Below are 20,265 nucleotides of genomic sequence, written 5' to 3' on the forward strand. Positions count from 1 at the left end.
TTTAATAAAATAAAATTTTCATCAGTATAACTTAAAATTAACTTACTATTCAACCTTTAATTTTTTAAAATTATTGAACTTTTGTTAAAAATGAAAGTTTTTACAGGTCAAATACCTCTTTTCTCTTGATCGCCCCCACTGCTTCCCATACGTACAGACAATAGATACTGCGCCATGGAGCCCACTTTTCCCCCAGCTTGCGAATGTCGTTTTCATTTGGCTTCGTTTTCATCCCATAAAGGTGAATAATTCCATTTCGCAAACCGATGTCAGCAGCAGGCAACAAGTCTGGACGCCCCATCCCAAACATGAGTAGACACTCTACTGTCCATCGTCCAATTCCTCGCAGCGAAGTGAGATAAGTAATGATTTCCTCATCCTCCATTGTCCATAGTCTTTCCAAATCTACCGTTTCATTCACAATGGCGCGGGCGAAATCGATGATATACTCTGCTTTTCGCTGACTAAATTGCAGAGAACGCAAATCCTCCACAGTCAATCTCGCTACCGCGTCAGGCGTCGGAAAAGCGATGATGCTCTCGCCGTTTGAGTTTTCTACTGGGTCGCCTGCTCGTGTAACAAGCCTCTCGCTCAAATTGGCTGCAAAGGTCAGATTGATCTGCTGCCCGATGATCGTCTTGACCATACATTGAAACAAATCGGCATCCAGCATAAGACGAAGACCGCGAAACCGTTCAGTCAAGATGGCGAGCTCCTTTTCTTCCCTCATCTGCTCGTAAATAACAGATAGATCCAAATCGGCACTAAAAGTACGGCGGATCATTTTCTCTAGCAGCTGCTGGTCTGTTTTGGGCAAAATTACCTGTGTCTCGTAGCGTAGTGCAGGCTCTTCCAAGCTGCCTATAAATTGCATACTGACTAGCACAGGCCGTAAGCCGATACGATAGACGCGCTGTAGGCTATTTTTTTCTTTATTCACACGTATCTGCGTATCTGGATGTGTCTCAAGACGCCGAAGCAGCCGGTCAAAAGAATATGGAGGAGTAAGCGAAATAATCAAACAATTCACAAGACTCTCACCTTTCCAGATAAAATAAAAACCTCCGGAGAATCTCCGAAGGTGTCAAGTATACTTCGCAAAACTTATTTCGTAAACATCCCTTTGAGAACAAATTTTACGTTTGCCGGACTTTCTGCCAAACGGCGCATGAAATAACCGTACCAGTCGTTTCCATAAGGTACATAAACACGCATTTTATAGCCTTCACGAGCCAAATCAATTTGGGACTGCGTGCGAATACCATACAACATTTGGAATTCAAACTGTGTACGCGGGATATTGTGTTCCTTTTCCAGCTTTTTCACAAAATCAATAATGTTGTCATCATGAGTTGCCACAGCAGCGTACCCGCCGTTCAACAGATGCTGCTTGATGATTTTTTTGTAGTTCTCATCTACATCTGGCTTGTTTGGGTAAGCGACTTCAGGAGACTCCTTGTAAGCTCCTTTTACGAGGCGGAAATTCACTTTTTTGTCCTTCAGGCTATCGATATCATCCGATGCTTTGTAGAGATACGCCTGAATAACGGTTCCTACGTTGTTGTACTCTTGCAGCAATTCATTCAGAATCTCCATGGTCACATGATTGTGTGCGTAGTCCTCCATGTCGATACGAACGAAAATGTTTCCGTTTTTCTTGGCCGAATCCAAAATGCGTCTCATGTTGTCCATGCAAAGCTCGCGGCTAATATCCAGACCGAGAGAAGTCATTTTCAACGAAAGATTGCAATCGACACCGGATTGGTGGATCGCTTCCAGCGTTTTGATGCAATAGTCAGCAGACTCGTTTGCTTCCTCCACGCTAAACACGAATTCGCCCAGATGATCCAGTGTGCACACGAGACCTTGCTGGTTCAGCTTGCGTACAGCATTGATTGCCTCCGCAATGGTTTGACCAGATACAAAGCGGCTCGCTCCAAAGCGCAGACCCCACTTTTTCGCGGCAGAGTTTAAGGTTTTGTTTTTGGATAAAAATAGAAAGAAATCCTTCATAGCTTGTTCCATCGTTGACTGTCTCCTCCTCAACGTACTCTGTCCACTTCTATTAGCATGAATCGTGCCAACTTATTCTCGTAAGCGCTATCGTGATGTCTATCCGACACATTCAACACATATGTACATTGTGTGTTTATTCTTGTACACTTTTGATTAGATGTACAACAGGGACGATCCTTTTTCCTGTTAGTTTGGATAAGAGGTGACGATTTGAAACCGTTATTTTCGCTGGACAGTACGCTCTCTTCGTTTGCGATTCCGATTCCACCTGATATTGTCAAAATACGCACAGGTGAAACTGTAGGTGAATGGGTAGATAAAGAACGAAGAGGCAAAGTCGTTATCGTCTCTCCTACAACCACGCTCGAACAATCCATCAGCTACATTCTCGTTGGCCCAGGCGTTTCCGATCTGCCGACACTCGTCATCGTGGATGAACAAGGGACTCCGACGGGAATGGTCGAGCCATACCAGCTCATGACTGCCTTTGTCGTGTTGACCCAAAACCAGTCTGCCCTGCTCAGTACCTTGATGGATACGATGAGTGAGGCTGTCACCATCGTGGACTCCCGCAATGTCGTCCAACACTGGAATCGGGCAGCAGAAACGATTTATGAAATCGATCGCGAACAAGTCGTCGGAACTTCGCTCGATGAGCACTTCGCCAGTGAATCGATCCGCCTGCTCGATGCACTGCGTCAAGGGACATCTGTTCAACGTGTCTATCACATTCCTCGTCCAGACAGTCATGTACTCATTAATGCGGCACCGATTCGCCGTGAGGGTGAGATTATCGGCGCGATTTCCATCGAACAGGATATTACCGAGCTGGTTCGTCTCAATGAAGAATTAGCGCATACGACGGCCCATCTCCACAATTTGCAGCAAGAGATGAGTCGATTTCAGGCAGCAGACGATCCTTTTTACGCGATCAAGGGGCATTCGGCCTCGATCCAATCCGCTATTGGTTCCGCAAAAAAAGTGGCGCAGACGGATGCCACTGTGCTGATTTATGGAGAAAGCGGCGTCGGAAAAGAGCTGTTTGCCAAAGCGATTCATCAGGCAAGTCGCCGACATGACAAGCCCTTTATTGCGATCAACTGCGGTGCCATTCCTGCTGCTCTGTTCGAAAGTGAGCTGTTTGGTTATCAAGGCGGTGCTTTTACCGGAGCCGAGAAAAAGGGCAAGCCTGGCAAGCTGGAGCTGGCGCATGGCGGTACGCTTTTCCTCGATGAAATAGGAGAACTGCCGCTAGAATTGCAGGTCAAGCTGCTACGTGCCTTACAGGAACGACAGTTTTACCGTGTAGGCGGAACAGAGCCGATCACCGTCAATACACGGATCGTAGCGGCGACAAACAGACAGCTGGAGCAAATGGTTGCAGACGGTCGTTTTCGCGAGGACTTGTATTATCGGCTGAACGTCTTTTCTATGGAGATCCCTCCACTGCGCGAACGACGTGAGGATTTGCCAGAGCTCGTACAAATTTTCATTCATGAGTATTCGGTGGCTCATGACCACTCTGTACCACGCATCTCCCCCGAAGTCATGCAGGCGTTGTTCGAGTACAGTTGGCCGGGAAACATCCGACAGCTTCGCAACGTCATTGAACGTCTGTCGATCCTGCAAGAAAACGGTGTTATCTTGCCCGAGCATCTGCCGTCTGTCATTCGCAGTCACGCAGAACCCGCACACGTCTCTATGCTGACTCCGATGGGGGGAACGTATGCACAGCCGACCCCGACACCGACGTCAATCATACGTTCATCAATTCCATCAAACCCTCCTCCACCTGCGAACGAGAAAGAGCGCATTCTGGCAGCGTTGGAGCGTACGTACGGGAACAAAAAAGCAGCAGCTGAGCTGCTCGGCGTATCTCGTGGCACCCTTTACAATAAAATGAAGAAGTTCAATATTAACGAGGAGTCTTTCAAATGGGATTGATAACATGGTCAAATCATACGTATCAAATCCATTATGCTGGGGAAACGATTGTCCTTTTGCCGAAGGAGTACGCCTTGTTTCAATTTCTGTACACATGGAAAAACCGGGCCTTTTCAAGAAGTGATTTGCTGGATCGCGTTTGGCCGTTGGAAGACCCTACTGACCGTACTGTCGACGATCACATTTATCGCTTGCGAAAAAAACTGCAAAAGTGGTCTCATCTGCTCACGATTGATACGGTCCGAGGAGTCGGCTACCGGCTTACGCTAAAAGAGCAGCAATCGCCTAGTCCATCCGCATTACACAGTGATTTCTCCGAGAACATCCAGAAGATGCTAACCACCTACCACGGCATGGGTATGGGGGCCGCTTTGCAGACGCTCTATGCGAATCAGCAAGTGCTTGGCTTCCAGATGGACTCTTTTTATGCTACCTATTTGCGGTTTGTTGCCGGTGACTTCGGCTGGTTCGTCGAGGATAACACTCCCATTTTCAAAAAGCTGTTTTATTTGTTCCATCTATACCATATGACAGAAATTGACTCGCAAAAAACAGTAGAAATTTTACAATGGGCTCTGAAAAACGCGAAAAGTATGCCTGAAAATTATCAGGATGAGATGCAGATCACCGCAATCAGTGTCTACGCCCAGGCCAAAGAATGGGAGCGAGCCAAAAAACAGCTGCTTCCTGCCAGGGAGGTTGTTGCGCGAGTCAATTCACCTGGCTTTCAACTCTTTTTTCAAGCGGAAGAAGCCCTCTTGTATCTGCTCATGGGAGAGGTTGACGAAGCTGAGAAAGTTATTCAACGTTCTGAAAAGATCTTGCAAGAACTCCCTATGCAGCGTGAACTCGGCAGCTTTACCATTGCGCGCGGCCTTTGTCTGTACCATCGACAGGAGCTTGCCAAGGCGCGCCGCTTGGTCGATGAAGGTCTGGAGGTGTTACGGAGCACCAAGTTCGTCCCCCATCTCATTTATGGCGCACAAAAGATCTTGTTGTTCTTGAAAGACTTCGGCTACGACGCAGAATGGGAGCGTAAATACCAAAAAATCTGGATGGAATTATCCGAAGAGTATCGGTTTGACTACTTGCAGAAAAAGATTCGGGCCATCATCTCATCAACTATCTGATATTCCTCTGACAAATCCCTTTTATCATCGAGTTAACAGATCGATGGAGGGATTTTTTTGTTAAAAGAAAATAGAACGTTTCGCACCCTGTTCATCTCGTACGGACTGTCTACGCTTGGCGATTGGTTTGATTTTATTGCGGTATCCATCCTCTTGGGGTTTGTGTGGAAGGTTGATCCGATGACGATGGCCCTCCTGCCCGTTGCCTATGCAGCTCCAAGCATTTTGCTCGGGCAGTTTGCCGGAGTACTTGCAGACCGCGTGAACAAGGTACGAATGATCATGACCATGAATATCATGCAGGCTGCTCTCACTCTGCTCCTGCTTGCCATGCCGAATCCATTTTGGTTCTTGGTGGTCATTGCCTTGCGTTCAGGTGCTTCTGTCTTCAATGATCCGGCGCAACAGACCTTGACACGTCAAATCGTACCCGAGAATCAATTGTTACAGGCCTCTGCTTTGAATGGAGCCGTATTCCAGATGGGGAAATTAATCGGTCCACTTGCCGGAGGATTGGTAGCGGCGATTTTTGCCCCCGCCATTTGTTTGATGATTAATGCTTCGACCTTCCTTCTCTCTACTGGATTTCTATTCACGATTCGCAAAGTGGAGAATACGTTGTCTCGTACATCCGCAGAAGAGCAACCTCTCCCTTACCGTCAAGCATGGCAAGAGGGCTGGCGCATCTTTTTGAAAAACCGTATCCTGTTGTTCAGCACGATCTTCGCAACCATTACCTCGTTGGCGATTCAGTTGGCGGATACACAGCTTCCCGTGATTTTCCGCGAAAAGCTGCCCGACAATCCGGAAATGCTCGGGGTTACGGTCAGTGTCATTGGATTAGGGGCACTTGTGACCGTCACCTGGCTCCATCGTCTAAAAGAGATTCGTTCTTACGGGTGGGTGCTGGGCGGTGGCGTTTTGCTCATCGGAATTAGCTTTTCGTGGATTGGATTTTTCCAGCCGGCTGATGGCATGTATTGGCTTCTGATTCCCGCTATATTGGCTGGAGTCGGAACAGGTCTGACTTCGGTCGGCGCCAATTATTTGGTACAAAAAGAAAGCCCTCCGCAAGCACTGGGCCGCGTAAGGGGAATTATCGATTCAATGACTAGCGCCACTTTCATTATTGCTCCGTTGCTCGGTGGCGTCATCATGACCATTTGGGGTCCAAATACCGCTTTTCTATGGGTCGGAATGTTAATCGCTTTGATTGGCGGAGCCGCTGTCCTCCTACAACGATGGATTTGGGGGAATCGAACAAAAGACGTGGCTATTGCTACCGCTACGATTGGATCGGAACGAGTCGGATAATTTTATCGTCCCCTTCCCTCGGATTTCCGCGACCATCGCGGTTGTTGGTCAACAAGTAGAGTGTGCCGTCTTTTCCTTCGACCACATCGCGCAGTCGCCCGAACTCGTCTTGGAACAGAGTAACAGCCTCCAACACCGTATCTGGTTGAGTAACGTCTAAGCTAATTTTCTGAAGCTGCTTACCCCTGAGGTTCGCTACGAGCAGTTGTCCTTTCCACAGCCCTTTGGATACAAACGTCATGCCAGAAGGAGCCCATGTCGCATCACCGCTTTGCAGGAGGGGGGATTTCATCCCCTCTTTTTGCTGTTCACCTGAAATGACCGGCCAGCCGTAATTGGCGCCCGGCTCGATCCGATTGATCTCATCGTGTGCAGTCTGGCCGTGTTCCGAGCTATAGAGTATCGCTGTATCCGGATACCATGCGATGCCTTGCGGATTGCGATGTCCATAACTGTAAACAGGTGAGCCTGAAAAAGGATTGTCGGCAGGAATGGTTCCATCCAGATTGACGCGCAAAATTTTTCCGGCGAGACTTGCCCGATCTTGCGCAAGCATCGGCTCATGCGCATCGCCTGTCGTGATATAGAGGCGCTGATCCGGACCGATTTTGATCCGACCTCCGTTGTGGATCGAGCTTCCCGGGATTTTGTCGAGGAGCACCTTGTCAATCTGTGCTGCGTTGTTTGCTTCCCGCAGTCGCAGGACACGATTGAAAGTGGCGTCTCCCTCTCTGTATGTATGGTAAACGTACAAGTAGTGATTATTCGCAAAATCGGGATCAAGCACAAGGCCCAACAGCCCACCTTCTCCCTCGCTTATGAACGGGGCAGGGAATGAGATGAGTGGCTTTGGCAGTAGCTTGCCTGATTGAATTACTCGCACTCTTCCTGGTCGCTCTGTAAAAAAGATTCGACCATCCGAGGCTATGTCTATGGCCCAAGGCACATCCAAGTGATCAGCCAATACCTCCATCCGATAGGGAAGAGTCTGTTGAGCTGGCTGCGATTCTGTTGCAGGATTCGCTTCGCAAGCCACAACCGGCATACTCAAGATCAAGGTAAGCACACACACCATCCATTTTTTCCACATCTCACGTTTTCCTCCCTGCGCGATTTTGTCCAATAAGAATCAGGAAGCGTTTTAGACAAGATTTCTCTAATGTATACTTCTGTTCCTCTTCGCTTCGCAAAAAATCTGTCTCGATGTCCTCCAGCAGTTGTGCCGGGCCGAAGCACGGTGACATGTTTTCCAGTAGCCTGTATCCTCACTTAGTTCGGGCGGTCTCCTTCCAAACACGTGCTTCCACAGCCAAGGTCGTCGTCCAGTTTTTAGATCTTTTTGCTAGTTAGTTCTAGAGGTTTTTCCGTATTTCTTTGTCTTTTTTCATCTATGATGCCTTTCAAAATGTTGACTGAAGCCGCTTCTTCCCCTCACTACAGCCCCTCCAAAAGCAACCAATAAGGCAAAAAACCCGTCCCTTTGCAACAGGGACGAGTTGTGATCCTCATCATTTACCAGCTTATTTAGCTTCCAATGTTTTTAATGAGATAGTAAGCATCTTCTAAATCTTCGCGTCCTTTCTCGCTCACATCCAACAACTCAGAAGCAGTTATTGCTGCGGCTGTACCCGATGCAATTGCACCAATCACCGTTCCGGCAGTAATTACAGCAATACCCAACTCAGCAGATAAGGCTGCAGTAAGTCTAGTGATGTCATCTCTTGCATCTTCTACACCATCCGCCTTCGTCATAAATGTATCAATATCACGCGCGTGATTGTCTTCACCAACATAAGTAGAAGTAAAAGTCTTTTTTGAGGAGTAGTCCAAGAAAAAATTAGCCTCTTTATATGATGCTAGTTTAAAGAAGTTTGGCGAAATTTCTTCGTATGTAGCCAGATAACCTCCCGATTCGCCTTTAAAAGCAAATTTGTTTTGTTTCCCTACATTGACTGATTGATTGAGGAAATCTTCATCTAGTTTTTCGCCGTTCAAATAATATTCTCCAGATGGTGTTATTTTAATTTCATGAGTTTTGTTATACTGTTCTTCTTCACCATCATTGTATTCCTCAACAATGTCCTTTTCCAGTGTGATTACTTTTGTACCATCTTCATCGGTTTTTATTTCCCTCGAAACTTCTGTTGTTATAATCCCAATAACATTATTATTCTCATCATGAATTTCTCTTTCGTAAGAAAAATTATCAACTAGATTCTCACTATCGTCTGATTGGGCATGTACACCATTAGCTGATAGTGTTAAGACTGAAAAAGTAAGGGCTGCAGCGATAAATTTTTTGAAAATCACTTTCATTTCCACTCACTCCATTTTTGTTATTTTTTTACATTATTAATTATTTATAAATAACTGATAAAAGTAAATAGTAATAATCCGACGATTTTTGGCATTGCTCGACATTGAAATCCAAACAAAAAAGCCCCCTTATTTGGCGAAGGCCTTGTGAGTGAACTTTAGCAGAGCTATTAAACATCTTAAACCTTATGTCGATTTTTGCTTAGTTTATAAACAAACAACAAAAACAACAGTGCATACACAATCAACATACTGTAAGTGTATAAATCTTTAACTCGTATGGTTAATAGTGCCAATGCTGTGATTAAACAAATACCAGTGTTTTGAAAATTATACTTTTGAAATCTGTATCTATAAATACTATATATGATAATCAACAACACTATTATTGGGGCGATAAACTGTATCGAAGTTACATCTATCAACTTGTTCAGTCCCTCCTTTTTGTTACCTTCCTGTGACTGCGCACTTATCTTAACTCAACTGGATAAATATGTAAATAATATTTTTTATCATTTCTTACAAATTTTATTTGTGTCAATTGTGTCCAATGCCAAAAGTCTCAACTCCACCCAATGAATCCCGTAGAACTTTATAGACATTCATCGAAATTGGAAAAACTGGCTAAGACGCAATTGGCACTCAGCGCGAAGACTTTCAATGCTGTAACCGTTTTCGAACAGATATCCTCGTACAGTCACAAGCACGTAGTAAGAAAAGCCATCCTGCAGCTTCTACTTGACGTGAATTTTACCGCCCATCCGCTCGAACTCTCTCCGATATTCATGGTGTTTCCGTTCGGCCCATTGAGACACTACCTCCAACAGTGGTTTGTATGATATCCTCATTTCTATTGCATCCAGTGTCTCAGCATCCTTTGCAACGGCTTTGAACAGCATCCCGTAGACTAAACACTCATGCAACGTTTCTTGCCAGCCAGTTGGCAACAAGTTGCTCGCCTCCAATCAGAGCTACTTGTAAACTGGAGTTATGCTTTTTGGTGTTAGAAGCCGCGTAGGAAGAAGCGGATTTTCAGTCCAAGCGCCTCTGGAGCCCTACTCAGCGAAGGAATGTATGTCGGGGGTTTTCAGCCTCAACCTCTGAAATTTCATCCTTGAACCTCTACTTTTGAGGCGCTCCCGACATTCATTCCGTAGCGGACAGCCCCCGCCTCCCGGTAGGGCGTAGGTCGAAGCGTAGACTGGAAATCCGCTTCTTCCCTCCCCTCCAGCCCCTCCAATCTCACTAGCCAAAAAAGACAAAAAAAAAAAAATTGGTCCCCATTGAACCAATTCACAAAAATACCTACTCAATATTCACTCGTCTTCGTTCCTCGATTTGTCGATGCAAAATGTACTTGCGCAAATTGTGAAAATGACGTGCATTGATTCCTTTGATCGTACAGCCATAAAAATAGTTCGGACCCTCTATTCGTTCATGTATGATAACCAGGTCAGTTTTCACTACCCCATCCGGGCGATTGCGACCATACAATTCAAAAGAAAAGACAATTTGCTGATCCGCAGGCATCTGTTTGTCTGAGCGGAATGCCAAGCCTCCCAGGCTCAAATTCACCAAGTACACCATTTGACTATAGACGGAAAAAAATGAGTCTGGCTCCTGCGTCGGATACTGGATCCAGCCCTTAACCTCCATGTCGAAACGGGGATAGCGCCTGCGCTGTTCCCGAAACTCAGCAGCTGTTGGAGAGTGGAACAAAAACAAGCGATTTTTGTCTTTAGCCACGACCACGGCTTCAAACGTACTGATCGTTTCATAGTCAGCCGTCAATAGACAAGGGATCTGATCCCCTACTGTGACTTCCAATGGGCCGGGAAATACGGCTTCGATCAAGTCCCCTTCTTCATAGGTAACATGACCTTCTATCACTCGATTCCCTTTTCTAATTTGTATTATGCTTTCCATCTGCGTTCTCCACCACTTCGCACAAATATATTACCGGGATTTCCGAAATCTTTACCTGGATGCTTTTCGCGGAAAATAAGGTATAATGGGAACATTGACAGATAGGAGGTTACAGACCGATGAATCGTTATCAATTGGTAACACTGGCTTTGGCATTTTTGGTAACCGCCTGTCTCATCGGAGTTGGCATTGCCATTGGGGAAAAAAGCCCCCTCGGTATCCTTGGCTGTATCGTTGTTGCCTTCTCGTTGATGGGATTTGGCTTTTCGTACAAGCGCAAGCATATGCGCTAACCTCTTCTCCGTTATCGCCGTACAAGCAAACTATTCACATAAAACAGGACAGAGGGCAAGCCCTTAGCCTGCTTCAGTAGTTGTCTAGCGATAGTATAAATGTGTGGCTGGCTCCGATTTACCTTGCGATCCGCGAGATAAAACGCGACTAGCCCGTCCACGATCATACGGTGAAATGCAGGATTTGGCAAGCGTTTAACGCTTGCCTTTGCTTGTTTTATGAAAAGCTTCAAGCGTTCAGTCGCTATCCGTTCCGAATCGTAATAGCTCACGAAGTTTAAATCTCCACCCATTTTATCTTCTTCCAGGTCAATTAAATAGTCCAATAAAATATGTAACCCGCACAGCCACGGAAAGTAAGCTTCACTTACCGTTTGTATTTGCTCTTCCCCTACATCTGGATCAGTCGCCAAGCAAAAAAGAGCGAATATCCCGATGGTCGAGCCTGTGACAGCCGCAAATTCTTGCCAGTGCAAATCGTGATAGCGTTCTTTATACTGATCCCACCACGTCAACAAGTGATCCTCGCGCAAATGGGGAGCAATGTGCTTATATACTTGCAAATCGCTATACAAACAAGAAAACTCGAGTATCTTCGCCTGGACTTTTTCATAGGCTGGCAATTGTGCAACATGCTGTTGACAGGTCTGAACCAGCCCGGCCAAAAAGCCGCCGTCATCCTTATCCTCGCGGTACAAATAATAGTCTCGCAAGGGTGCGTCTGGTGTCAGTGCATCCTGCATCGACACGTGAAGCTGACGGAAGTCTTGCGGGTCTAGTGACGTGCTGCGATCACACAGATTATCCAAGTAGTCGCTGATTGTTTGATAGGCGACAATCAGCGGAACAATTGTCTCTACATGCGGGATGACCTGTGCTGCATAAACACATCCCCCTTGGCAGTGAAACTTTTTGGAGTTCATGCTGTCTTGTGCCTGTTTTCTCAGCTCGGGATTGGGAATCGCCTGTGCTCTTTTGTACCAGGCCGCAAACTCCCGCTCCAGAACAGGTTGCACATGACGATAGACTCGGTATAGTAGCTGCCATGGATTACGTAGTTCGCTCACTTATTTCCCTCCCAAAACAAATGGTAAACGAAAGACATTCCGAAGCTTTTACCAGCTTACATCGAAGCCTTCGCTCATGACCAATAGAAATATCTTATCACATTTGGATGCCCACTCCAAAAGTCAGCCCTGAAATACACCAATTCGCCTTTTTGACTCCATATAGAGTACAAAAATGAACTTTTTAGTATTGATACGAGTAGAAGAGATCGTCATTTCCTTCTGCTTCTCCAGCTCCAGCATGCGTTTTCGCACCTCGGTAAAATCAAAGAATGTGGTCGCGTAGCTCTCAAATTTGGGATTGCTGTAATCGGTCAGCCCGAGGGAAGCCAGATGGGTTAATGCCTGATAAATGGCTCTGCGAACCCGCTGCTCAGCGGCCTTCGTTTCCTTTTGGATCAGGACATTCACTCCCTTCCCCAGCTTGCGGGCTGCAATCGCCCAAAAAATATCGCGTAAAGGAGGAAAATTTACTTCTCCATCCCTTTCCTTCTCCCAGCGATACAGCCACTCCATCATGTCGAGCAAATCTTTGCTGCCTTTTTCGCTAATCATTCCCAATTCAGTCAAGAGAAACCGTGCGGAAGACAAGATGCCTTTTTCCGGAAACGATGCTTCTTTTGAGGGAGCTGCCGTCACATTCATACTGCCGGACAAAACGGAAAGCGACCGCTGAATACCCTCGATGGATTGTTGGAGCAATATGCGTTCCCGTACCTTTTGCAGGACACTGATGACCTCCAAGCGATTCACCGGTTTGGTCACGTAGTATTCGACCCCTGCCGCATACGCCTCAGCGATCATCTCCTTCGTTTCGATTTGCGAGATCATGACAATTTTGCCTGTAAAACGCCTCAGTTGGCGCACCGTTTCAATGCCATCTCGATTCGGCATCAAAAGATCAATCAACAAGATGTCTACTTGCTTCCAATTCAAAAAATCGTGGTCTATCTGTGAGCCGTCCTCAGCTTCCCCACATACCTCTCCCAAATCAGCATCCTCAATCATTTGACCGAGCATGAATCGAATCCCAGGATCATCGTCCACGATGAAGTAGCGCATGAGGTCACCCTTTCTGAATCAGACTTGCGATTGGCAGGCGAATGCAAAATTGTGTCGTTTGTCCGTAAGAGTCCTCGGATAAATCAATCATTCCTTGAAGGCTGTCTGTCACTTCCTTTACGTATGAAAGTCCGATCCCCGTGGATGGTCTGCCTGATACGTCGTATTTGGTCGTGAATCCAGGCATGAACAAGAGCTCCTTGTCCTTCACCACAATGCCTGGCCCATCATCGGTTACACGAAAATGAATCCACTCCCGACTCTCGTCAATCGTAGCCACGATCGATACCATCCCCCGGTCACGAATGGCTTCGACACTGTTGCCGACCAGATTGTTGATGAGTGAGAGTGTCGTGTAAATGTGGCAAGCGAGATACGGCACCTCCAGATTTGTTTCAAACTGAATGTCCTTTTCCAACATTCTTGCGTACTTTCGTTGCCCCTGAACAATGATCCCTATCAATTCGCCAAGTGGCATGTAGTCTCGATCATTCTCGTCAGAAATCAGCTTGGAGAGGCCTGCATATATCCGTTGATTGTCCTTTTTCACTTCATGTACTTGTCCGGCAAGGGACAGCAACCGCTTTGCGTATCGTTTACCCATCCCATTCTTTTGTTCAACCTCGTTCATTTCGCGATACAGCTCATAGCAGTTGCGCGTGATTTCCTCAACCTGATGCAATGTCTTTTTTAGAAGAACAGATTCCTCGTACAAATTGGAAATGAGTATCAACATCTGCTCATTTCGATTACGCTGTTGCTTTTCCATCCATTTCGCCTGACGCAGCTGAATTATATTGAAAAAACCAAGTACAAAAAAACTGCGTATCAACGCAATGACGGCAATCGGTCCTACGACCTCCAACTGAAAGACTCCCTCCCAGGACACTGCACGGAAGGACAGCTCTACCAGATTCGCTGCTATTTCTGCGACTGTCCCCAACAGTCCCACCCAAAGCGGTCGATGATGTAGCATATTAACGCGAAAGAGCGAGAATAGACAAGCAAAGGTAGCATAATAGCAAAATGCGGGGAAGTGCATCTGAAGAGAAGGCAGAAACGCAAAGACATCTCCATACACAAAATCCAAGACTATTCGAAATAGAACAACAATTAATCCTGTTACTATCCCTGCTAAAAAAGAAGGACGCAGCCACAATAAAAAAAAGAAAAAAGCCGTTGTACCAAAACTGATGCGGAAATCATCTTGAAACGGGTGAAATTTGAGCTCTCCGGCAATCGGGACAGCAATGAGCATAAGCAGCAGGATTGAAATGGTTTCTCTCATAAAATGTTGCCCGCACTTCCTCATAAGAAGTTGTTCAAAAAATTCGTCAACGTTTATTTCCTAGTTTACTATATTTTTCTATAGATTTTTGTAGTTTTTTATAGACCTCCCCTTACAATGCCGTAGAAAGCCATATAAACAGAACATTTAGACTAGGGGGAATTATCTTGAAGAAGCGTCATTTTCTTCTCTCGCTCACACTGCTTCTGTCCATGTCGCTCATGACAGCATGTGGAGGTGGCGGGAACTCTGCACAAGGAGGTGCAGGTGGAGGCAGCTCCAACTCAGGAGGAAGCGCCGATCCCTCCCAATTAATTATTGCAACAGGCGGTACAGGAGGCACTTATTTCCCACTCGGCGGCGGCATGGCTGACCATATTACGAAAAACGCTGGGATTACTGCTACAGCACAAGCCACAGGCGCTTCAGCAGAAAACATTCGCCTCCTTCGCGATAAAAAGGCGGACATCGCCTTTACACAAAACGACATTGCCGAGTATGCGTCAAAAGGAACGAACATGTTCCAGCAAGACGGTAAAATTGATTCCTTCCAGGCATTGGGCGCTCTCTACGATGAGACCATCCAAATCGTGGTCTCTGCTGACAGCAATATTAAAAGTGTTGCCGATTTGAAAGATAAGCGCGTATCTGTTGGAGCTCCCGGAAGCGGTACGGAAGTGAACGCCCAGCAAATTTTGGAAGCATACGGGATGACCTTTGAAGATACCAAGCTCCAGCGCCTCTCCTTTGCTGACTCCGCCAAAGCCATTCAGGACGGACAATTGGATGCTGCCTTCCAAACCGCTGGTACGCCTACCGCAGCAATCACGGAGCTGGCAGCGACAACTGGTGTTAAAATCATTCCAATAGACGCGGACAAAATCGATGCAATCATCGCCAAATACCCTTACTACGTGAAAACAACCGTGCCTGCCAATACGTATCAAACCGTTCCAGAAGAAGTGACAACTGTCTCCGTCAAATCGATGCTTTTGATTCGCTCCGATCTCAGTAACGACCTCGTGTACAAAGTAACAAAGGCAATCTTTGAGAACAGCGACAAGCTCGGTCACGCCAAAGCCAAGGAAATCAAGCTGGAGAACGTGAAGAACGGCGTCAGCATCCCTGTTCACCCGGGTGCCCAAAAGTACTTCGACGAAAAAGGCGTGAAGTAAAGCCAGATGGTTTTTATCCAGGCAGTAACAAAGGGAAGAGGGCGGACGTTGTTCCGCCTTTTCTCCTTCCTACTTCTCGTCCTTGTCATTTATGTAGGCATCTCCACTCCGCTGTTTCCCGCTTTGGTTATTCGGGATACACAGTCAAATCAAGTAGTTTGGAGTGCCAACATACAGGGTGAAGCAGTCTTTGGCATCCGCTGGACTCATTCCATTCATCGCTCCACAATTGAGGAGCAATACCGGATTGTAGACAATCAAATTATTTTGTCAGAGATGAGCTTTCACGACTACGGTATCGGCATGGAAAATGAATTGGCTCCTGGCGAGGAGCTGGTTCTGGCCGATGGACGATTCCACATTCGCAATATGCAGCGTTCTTTTCCTGCCCTACGGCTATTTATCGGGCAAGTACGGGCTAATCATACGTTGCTTTTCGCTGGACAGGATATTCCGTTGAGTTTGATCGACAAGCCGGGAGAAGCCATCACGATTCAGGCAGAAAAGCGATCCATTTTGAGCGAGTTAGGAGGTTACTAGATGAGTACAGCATCGAATATGAACCAGCAAGAGATGGATAAGCTGATCGCGCAATACGACAAAGAATCAGCCACACGCCAGCTCGCGGGTCCCATGAAGTGGATCTCTTTTGGTCTACTTGTCCTCTTCTCCCTGTACCAGTTATCCAGCACACTTTTCTTTACATTGCCTCCCCAGATTCACCGCCCGATCCACTTGGCTTTCGGGCTAGCACTTGTCTATCTGTTATATGCGGGGACATCCAAAGGGAACAATCACAAAATCGGAATCGTGAACATGATTCTCGCCCTGCTTGGAGTCTTCGTATCATTGTATTGGGTCATTGACTACGAAGGACTCGTGACCCGAACAGGCAACTATACAACATTGGATATGGTGGTCGGCGGTATTGCTGTCGTGCTTGTCCTTGAGGCTGCACGACGAGTCGTCGGAATTCCAATCGCTCTCATCGCCACTATTTTTCTTTTATACACCTACCTCGGACCTTATATGCCCGGCTTTTTGGAGCATCGCGGCAATGATGTCGAGCGGATTATCGGACACAGCTACTACACACTAGAGGGGATTCTTGGTACGCCACTCGCCGTTTCCTCTACTTTTATCTTTTTGTTTGTACTGTTTGGTGCGTTTCTCGAAAAAACAGGCGTCGGTGAGTATTTTAACGATTTGTCACTAGTCATTGCAGGCAGACGAATCGGCGGTCCTGCGAAGGTAGCCGTTTTTTCCAGCGCCCTGCAAGGGACGATTAGCGGCAGCTCTGTGGCCAATGTCGTTACCTCCGGCGCCTTTACCATCCCGATGATGAAGCGGCTCGGCTATCGCTCCGAATTTGCCGCGGCGGTGGAAGCCTCCTCCTCTACCGGGGGACAAATCATGCCTCCGGTAATGGGAGCTGCTGCCTTTTTGATGGCGGAGTTCATCGGCGTTCCTTACTTGGAGATCGCCAAATCAGCGATCCTTCCAGCGATATTATTTTTCGTAGGAATCTGGATTATGACGCACTTTGAAGCAAAGCGACTCGGATTGCGCGGACTCTCGAAGGAAGAACTGCCAAACAAAAAAGAAGTTTTGAAAAAAATGTACTTGCTCCTCCCCATCGTGATCATTATTACAGCCTTGATGATGAACATCTCCGCCGAGCGGGCAGCGATTATCGGTATCGTCTCTACGATTGTCGTAGGAGCCTTCCGAAAAGAAACCCGCATGTCTATTGCTGATATTTTTGCAGCGCTTGCCTCTGGTGCCAGAATGGCTCTCGGCGTCGTGGCCGCAACTGCGTGTGCCGGAATCATTGTCGGTACCATTACGTTGACAGGGATTGGGTTGAAGCTGGCAAATGGTCTGATTGATCTGGCTGGCGGCCAGCTTTTGCTTACGTTGTTCTTTACTATGATCGCATCGCTTATTTTGGGAATGGGAACGCCAACAACGGCGAACTACATTATCACTTCGACCATCGCGGCTCCAGCGCTCATTCAATTGGGCGTTCCTGCTATCGCGGCTCACATGTTTACCTTCTACTTCGGAATTGTCGCAGACATCACGCCACCAGTTGCGCTTGCTGCCTTCGCTGCTTCAGGCATTGCCAAGTCAAAGCCAATCCAGACAGGCGTAGAATCAACGCGGCTATCGATCGCCGCTTTTATGGCTCCCTATATTTTCGTCATCTCGCCAGCCTTGCTGCTGATTAATACCACCTTGCTGGAATCAATCTGGGTCATGCTGACATCTATACTTGGGATGATCGGAGTAGGCGCAGGATTGATCGGATACTGGATGTCCAAGCTAAACATATTGGAGCGAATCCTGGCCATTGCTGGTGGTGTGCTCGCGGTCATCCCCGGAATTGAAACGGATATCGCCGGCTTTATTTTGATCACACTTGTATTTGCCCTGTCGTATTACAAAGCCCGGAAGCAAAAGCACTCTGTACAAACGACACTGTAAGAAACAAACAAAAAACCCTCCCAAGCGTTCGTTTCCTGTTGTCAGGAAGCTTTTGCCCAGGAGGTTTTTCTTCATTTATTCTTCTTGTTCGCTTCGAATGATTTTGGTCCAGCCATCTACTTGCTCCACGCGGCGTTCCTTCATCAGCTTGCCGAGTGCCCGCTTGAAGCTGGATTTGCTCATTTGGAATTTTTCTCGGATGACATCTGCGTCTGTCGAATCGGTATAAGGCATCGCTCCGTCACGATTGATCATATAGCGCAGCAGCTTGTCCGCATCTTCGCCGTACTGTACTTCCTTGCGCTCTTTCATGGAACCGTTCAGACGGCCATCCTCACGCACAAAGCTGACGCGGCAGCGCACAGTTTGTCCGAGGCGCAGACGCCCTACCATTTCATCACGATGAATGAAAAGGATATGCTCGTCCTCCGTCAACAGGAATGCACCTGCTTGAATCACTTTGTAGACCGTGCCTTCGACAGACTTGTTTTTCATACTCTCATCTGCCATTGCTGCGATCTTGACGATTTCGTTTTCAGTGACCGGCTTTGCCAAGAGTCTGCCGAGCTTGTCTTGCTTCAGCGCTACCAGCATTTGATCCTTTGGGCGCGGCCATTCATCGCTATGCTTGGGCAGATCATCGATGAACAAGAGCAGATCCTTGTTAATGCCGTTGTCCAGGAATACACCCATGCGCGGAGAAATGTCCACTACTTCCAGCCAGCCGTATTCACCCATGCCGACATGAGGCATGTCCATGGTCGCAGCCAGTCGGTTTTCGTGATCATGGTACAAAAACACTTCGACCTCATCATCGATATGTAAACGCTCATGCGCTTCATTGGCATGGAGAAACACTTCATCTTTGCCATCGCTTAAAAAATAGCCGATTTCCGTTTTACGCGCTACCGTCATGGTAAGCGTCATTCCTGCCGCCAAATTGCCGTTCTGAATGATTTGGGGCTCACGCTTTTCACGTTTTTCACGCTGTTGTCTTTTGTACATATGTATTTTTTCCTCGCTCTCTACCTTTGTGCACACTAAATATACCCATCCCCCACGAGAAAATACCACAACTTTTTTCTAACAAAATAACGATGCCCAACGAAATAGGCAAGTCTTCCATTAACGAACATACATATGACAGTAAGACTGGCTTGGCCCTACTTTTTCAAGACTGGAGTGACTCTTGCCTATGCTGTTGTTGCTTGAACATATTTTTCTCGGCATTGTACAAGGCTTGACTGAATTTTTACCGATATCCAGCACGGGTCATCTCGTCCTGTTTCGCAAAGTGTTTGGTATGCAGGAGGTCGGACTTTTATTTGACACGATGCTCCATTTCGGTACGCTGATTGCTGTTGTTATCGTCTTTTGGCCACAGGTTCGTTATATTATTATGAATCCGATGAGCAAACTGACAAAGCTATTGGTCGTAGGCACCATCCCTACGGCTGTGATCGGACTTTCCTTTGAAGATTATTTTGAAGAAATCTCCCAGACGGGCATTACGATTGGGTGGGAATTTCTTGCGACAGGCGCCATCCTCTGGGCGGTGGAGTCCATGCGCCGTGGCAATCGAAAATTTGAGGAAATCAACTACACGGACGCCCTCATCATCGGGACACTGCAAGGTGCTGCCATCCTGCCCGCTATTTCCCGCTCAGGACTAACAATTGCCGGTGCTCTCCTGCGCGGAATCGACCGTGCGGACGCTGCACGTTTTTCGTTTTTAATATCCTTGCCTGCGATTCTGGGTGCTTGTGTCTTGCAAACAGCCAAGCTCGTAGAAACACCGCTTGAAACAGCTTTATTGATCCCGATGCTCGTGGGCACCATGTTTGCCGGACTAGCTGGATATGTAGCCATTCGCTGGATGCTTACGATCATCAGTACAGGGTCGATGAAGGGCTTCGCTATCTACGTCTGGGTATTGGGTGGGTTCATTTTACTCATGCAGCTCTTGGGCTGGTAGTGTGAAAAAAGCCGGCTGCTTGCTCGCCGGCTTTCATCTGCTTTCTTCCTTGTCTGGATAACGGCTGGCAATTAATTTGCCTACCAATAAAATTACGCCGTAGAACGCCGTTGCCAAAAGCGAGGTAGCCAGCCACGTTGCCGTTCCCAGCACCAGATAAAGCGCAGCATGAGCAGCAAAGATACCTACCAGCCACAGCATAATGTTCATTCGATTAAAAAACGTCATCAAACTACGCAATTGCCTCGCACCTCCACCATTCCATTTACTAC

Annotated in this window: 18 protein-coding genes and 1 pseudogene; 8 read left to right on the forward strand and 11 right to left on the reverse strand. The window is 47.0% G+C overall.

All coding sequences use genetic code 11. From position 1 onward, the window contains the following. Nucleotides 1-100: 100 nt before the first annotated feature. A complete protein-coding gene (locus KB186_RS22740; protein ID WP_232774404.1) occupies nucleotides 101-1,030 on the reverse strand; it encodes a DNA-3-methyladenine glycosylase family protein in 930 nt (309 codons plus the stop codon). Nucleotides 1,031-1,104: 74 nt separating this feature from the next. After that, a complete protein-coding gene (locus KB186_RS22745; protein WP_173611303.1) occupies nucleotides 1,105-2,025 on the reverse strand; it encodes a proline dehydrogenase family protein in 921 nt (306 codons plus the stop codon). A gap of 201 nt (nucleotides 2,026-2,226) precedes the next feature. On the opposite strand from KB186_RS22745, the gene KB186_RS22750 reads away from it, so the two are divergent. The 3 genes and pseudogenes from KB186_RS22750 (at nucleotide 2,227) to KB186_RS22760 (ending at nucleotide 6,404) form a co-directional block, all read left to right on the forward strand. Continuing rightward, the gene (locus tag KB186_RS22750) at nucleotides 2,227-3,960 is read left to right on the forward strand and encodes a sigma-54 interaction domain-containing protein (protein ID WP_232774405.1); all 1,734 of its coding nucleotides are present in this window, start codon (nucleotides 2,227-2,229) and stop codon (nucleotides 3,958-3,960) included. Beyond that, nucleotides 3,951-4,223: pseudogene (locus tag KB186_RS28540) on the forward strand (winged helix-turn-helix domain-containing protein); the annotation flags it as partial. The gene KB186_RS22750 and the pseudogene KB186_RS28540, both read left to right, overlap by 10 nt. A 924-nt stretch (nucleotides 4,224-5,147) precedes the next feature. Further along, nucleotides 5,148-6,404 (forward strand): MFS transporter, encoded by a 1,257-nt coding sequence (locus tag KB186_RS22760; protein WP_232774407.1) that lies wholly within the window; start codon nucleotides 5,148-5,150, stop codon nucleotides 6,402-6,404. Here the strand turns inward: KB186_RS22760 and KB186_RS22765 are convergent. The 4 genes from KB186_RS22765 to KB186_RS22780 form a co-directional block, all read right to left on the reverse strand. Beyond that, nucleotides 6,376-7,494 carry a PQQ-dependent sugar dehydrogenase gene (locus KB186_RS22765; protein ID WP_232774408.1) on the reverse strand — a complete coding sequence of 373 codons (1,119 nt, stop codon included), beginning with the start codon at nucleotides 7,492-7,494 and terminating at the stop codon, nucleotides 6,376-6,378. The genes KB186_RS22760 and KB186_RS22765 overlap by 29 nt on opposite strands. Before the next feature lie 434 nt (nucleotides 7,495-7,928). Next, the gene (locus KB186_RS22770; protein WP_232774409.1) at nucleotides 7,929-8,720 is read right to left on the reverse strand and encodes a hypothetical protein; all 792 of its coding nucleotides are present in this window, start codon (nucleotides 8,718-8,720) and stop codon (nucleotides 7,929-7,931) included. 734 nt (nucleotides 8,721-9,454) lie between these two features. Then, entirely contained in the window at nucleotides 9,455-9,670 is a 216-nt protein-coding gene (locus KB186_RS22775) for a YhjD family protein (RefSeq protein WP_232774410.1), read from the reverse strand. A 355-nt stretch (nucleotides 9,671-10,025) separates the two neighbouring features. Continuing rightward, entirely contained in the window at nucleotides 10,026-10,646 is a 621-nt protein-coding gene (locus KB186_RS22780) for a PilZ domain-containing protein (RefSeq protein ID WP_173611298.1), read from the reverse strand. 119 nt (nucleotides 10,647-10,765) lie between these two features. On the opposite strand from KB186_RS22780, the gene KB186_RS22785 reads away from it, so the two are divergent. Beyond that, a complete protein-coding gene (locus KB186_RS22785) occupies nucleotides 10,766-10,939 on the forward strand; it encodes a YlaF family protein (protein ID WP_007722723.1) in 174 nt (57 codons plus the stop codon). A gap of 11 nt (nucleotides 10,940-10,950) precedes the next feature. Here the strand turns inward: KB186_RS22785 and KB186_RS22790 are convergent, their stop codons facing one another. The 3 genes from KB186_RS22790 to KB186_RS22800 form a co-directional block, all read right to left on the reverse strand. Further along, a complete protein-coding gene (locus KB186_RS22790) occupies nucleotides 10,951-12,006 on the reverse strand; it encodes a tetraprenyl-beta-curcumene synthase family protein (RefSeq protein ID WP_221868787.1) in 1,056 nt (351 codons plus the stop codon). Nucleotides 12,007-12,129: 123 nt separating this feature from the next. Then, nucleotides 12,130-13,068, reverse strand: a complete 939-nt coding sequence (locus KB186_RS22795; RefSeq protein ID WP_232774411.1) for a response regulator — start codon at nucleotides 13,066-13,068, stop codon at nucleotides 12,130-12,132. A 4-nt stretch (nucleotides 13,069-13,072) separates the two neighbouring features. Continuing rightward, a complete protein-coding gene (locus KB186_RS22800; protein ID WP_221868789.1) occupies nucleotides 13,073-14,356 on the reverse strand; it encodes a sensor histidine kinase in 1,284 nt (427 codons plus the stop codon). Nucleotides 14,357-14,523: 167 nt separating this feature from the next. On the opposite strand from KB186_RS22800, the gene KB186_RS22805 reads away from it, so the two are divergent. The 3 genes from KB186_RS22805 to KB186_RS22815 are packed head-to-tail and all read left to right on the forward strand — an operon-like array spanning nucleotide 14,524 to nucleotide 18,018. Further along, nucleotides 14,524-15,531, forward strand: a complete 1,008-nt coding sequence (locus tag KB186_RS22805) for a TAXI family TRAP transporter solute-binding subunit (RefSeq protein ID WP_232774412.1) — start codon at nucleotides 14,524-14,526, stop codon at nucleotides 15,529-15,531. 6 nt (nucleotides 15,532-15,537) lie between these two features. Beyond that, the gene (locus KB186_RS22810) at nucleotides 15,538-16,071 is read left to right on the forward strand and encodes a DUF1850 domain-containing protein (protein WP_232774413.1); all 534 of its coding nucleotides are present in this window, start codon (nucleotides 15,538-15,540) and stop codon (nucleotides 16,069-16,071) included. Then, nucleotides 16,072-18,018 (forward strand): TRAP transporter permease, encoded by a 1,947-nt coding sequence (locus KB186_RS22815; RefSeq protein ID WP_232774414.1) that lies wholly within the window; start codon nucleotides 16,072-16,074, stop codon nucleotides 18,016-18,018. Nucleotides 18,019-18,093: 75 nt separating this feature from the next. On the opposite strand, the gene KB186_RS22820 is transcribed toward KB186_RS22815, so the two are convergent. Next, a complete protein-coding gene (locus tag KB186_RS22820; RefSeq protein ID WP_221868791.1) occupies nucleotides 18,094-19,023 on the reverse strand; it encodes a CvfB family protein in 930 nt (309 codons plus the stop codon). Between the two features lie 190 nt (nucleotides 19,024-19,213). Here KB186_RS22820 and KB186_RS22825 point away from each other — a divergent pair, with 190 nt between their 5' ends. Then, the gene (locus KB186_RS22825) at nucleotides 19,214-19,993 is read left to right on the forward strand and encodes an undecaprenyl-diphosphate phosphatase (RefSeq protein ID WP_221868792.1); all 780 of its coding nucleotides are present in this window, start codon (nucleotides 19,214-19,216) and stop codon (nucleotides 19,991-19,993) included. A gap of 33 nt (nucleotides 19,994-20,026) precedes the next feature. Here the strand turns inward: KB186_RS22825 and KB186_RS22830 are convergent, their stop codons facing one another. Then, a complete protein-coding gene (locus KB186_RS22830) occupies nucleotides 20,027-20,233 on the reverse strand; it encodes a hypothetical protein (protein ID WP_173611289.1) in 207 nt (68 codons plus the stop codon). Between the last annotated feature and the right edge of the window lie 32 nt (nucleotides 20,234-20,265).

It is taken from the genome of Brevibacillus sp. AF8 (assembly GCF_021270385.1).
Lineage (GTDB): Bacteria > Bacillota > Bacilli > Brevibacillales > Brevibacillaceae > Brevibacillus.

Excerpts from the sequence above, each read along its gene's own strand:
- KB186_RS22745 (WP_173611303.1), bottom strand. The coding sequence starts at position 2,025 with ATGGAACAAGCTATGAAGGATTTCTTTCTATTTTTATCCAAAAACAAA.
- KB186_RS22765 (WP_232774408.1), bottom strand. The coding sequence starts at position 7,494 with ATGTGGAAAAAATGGATGGTGTGTGTGCTTACCTTGATCTTGAGTATG.
- KB186_RS22770 (WP_232774409.1), bottom strand. The coding sequence starts at position 8,720 with ATGAAAGTGATTTTCAAAAAATTTATCGCTGCAGCCCTTACTTTTTCA.
- KB186_RS22785 (WP_007722723.1), top strand. The coding sequence starts at position 10,766 with ATGAATCGTTATCAATTGGTAACACTGGCTTTGGCATTTTTGGTAACC.
- KB186_RS22815 (WP_232774414.1), top strand. The coding sequence starts at position 16,072 with ATGAGTACAGCATCGAATATGAACCAGCAAGAGATGGATAAGCTGATC.
- KB186_RS22825 (WP_221868792.1), top strand. The coding sequence starts at position 19,214 with ATGCTGTTGTTGCTTGAACATATTTTTCTCGGCATTGTACAAGGCTTG.
- KB186_RS22795 (WP_232774411.1), bottom strand. The coding sequence starts at position 13,068 with ATGCGCTACTTCATCGTGGACGATGATCCTGGGATTCGATTCATGCTC.
- KB186_RS22810 (WP_232774413.1), top strand. The coding sequence starts at position 15,538 with ATGGTTTTTATCCAGGCAGTAACAAAGGGAAGAGGGCGGACGTTGTTC.
- KB186_RS22780 (WP_173611298.1), bottom strand. The coding sequence starts at position 10,646 with ATGGAAAGCATAATACAAATTAGAAAAGGGAATCGAGTGATAGAAGGT.
- KB186_RS22800 (WP_221868789.1), bottom strand. The coding sequence starts at position 14,356 with ATGAGAGAAACCATTTCAATCCTGCTGCTTATGCTCATTGCTGTCCCG.
- KB186_RS22820 (WP_221868791.1), bottom strand. The coding sequence starts at position 19,023 with ATGTACAAAAGACAACAGCGTGAAAAACGTGAAAAGCGTGAGCCCCAA.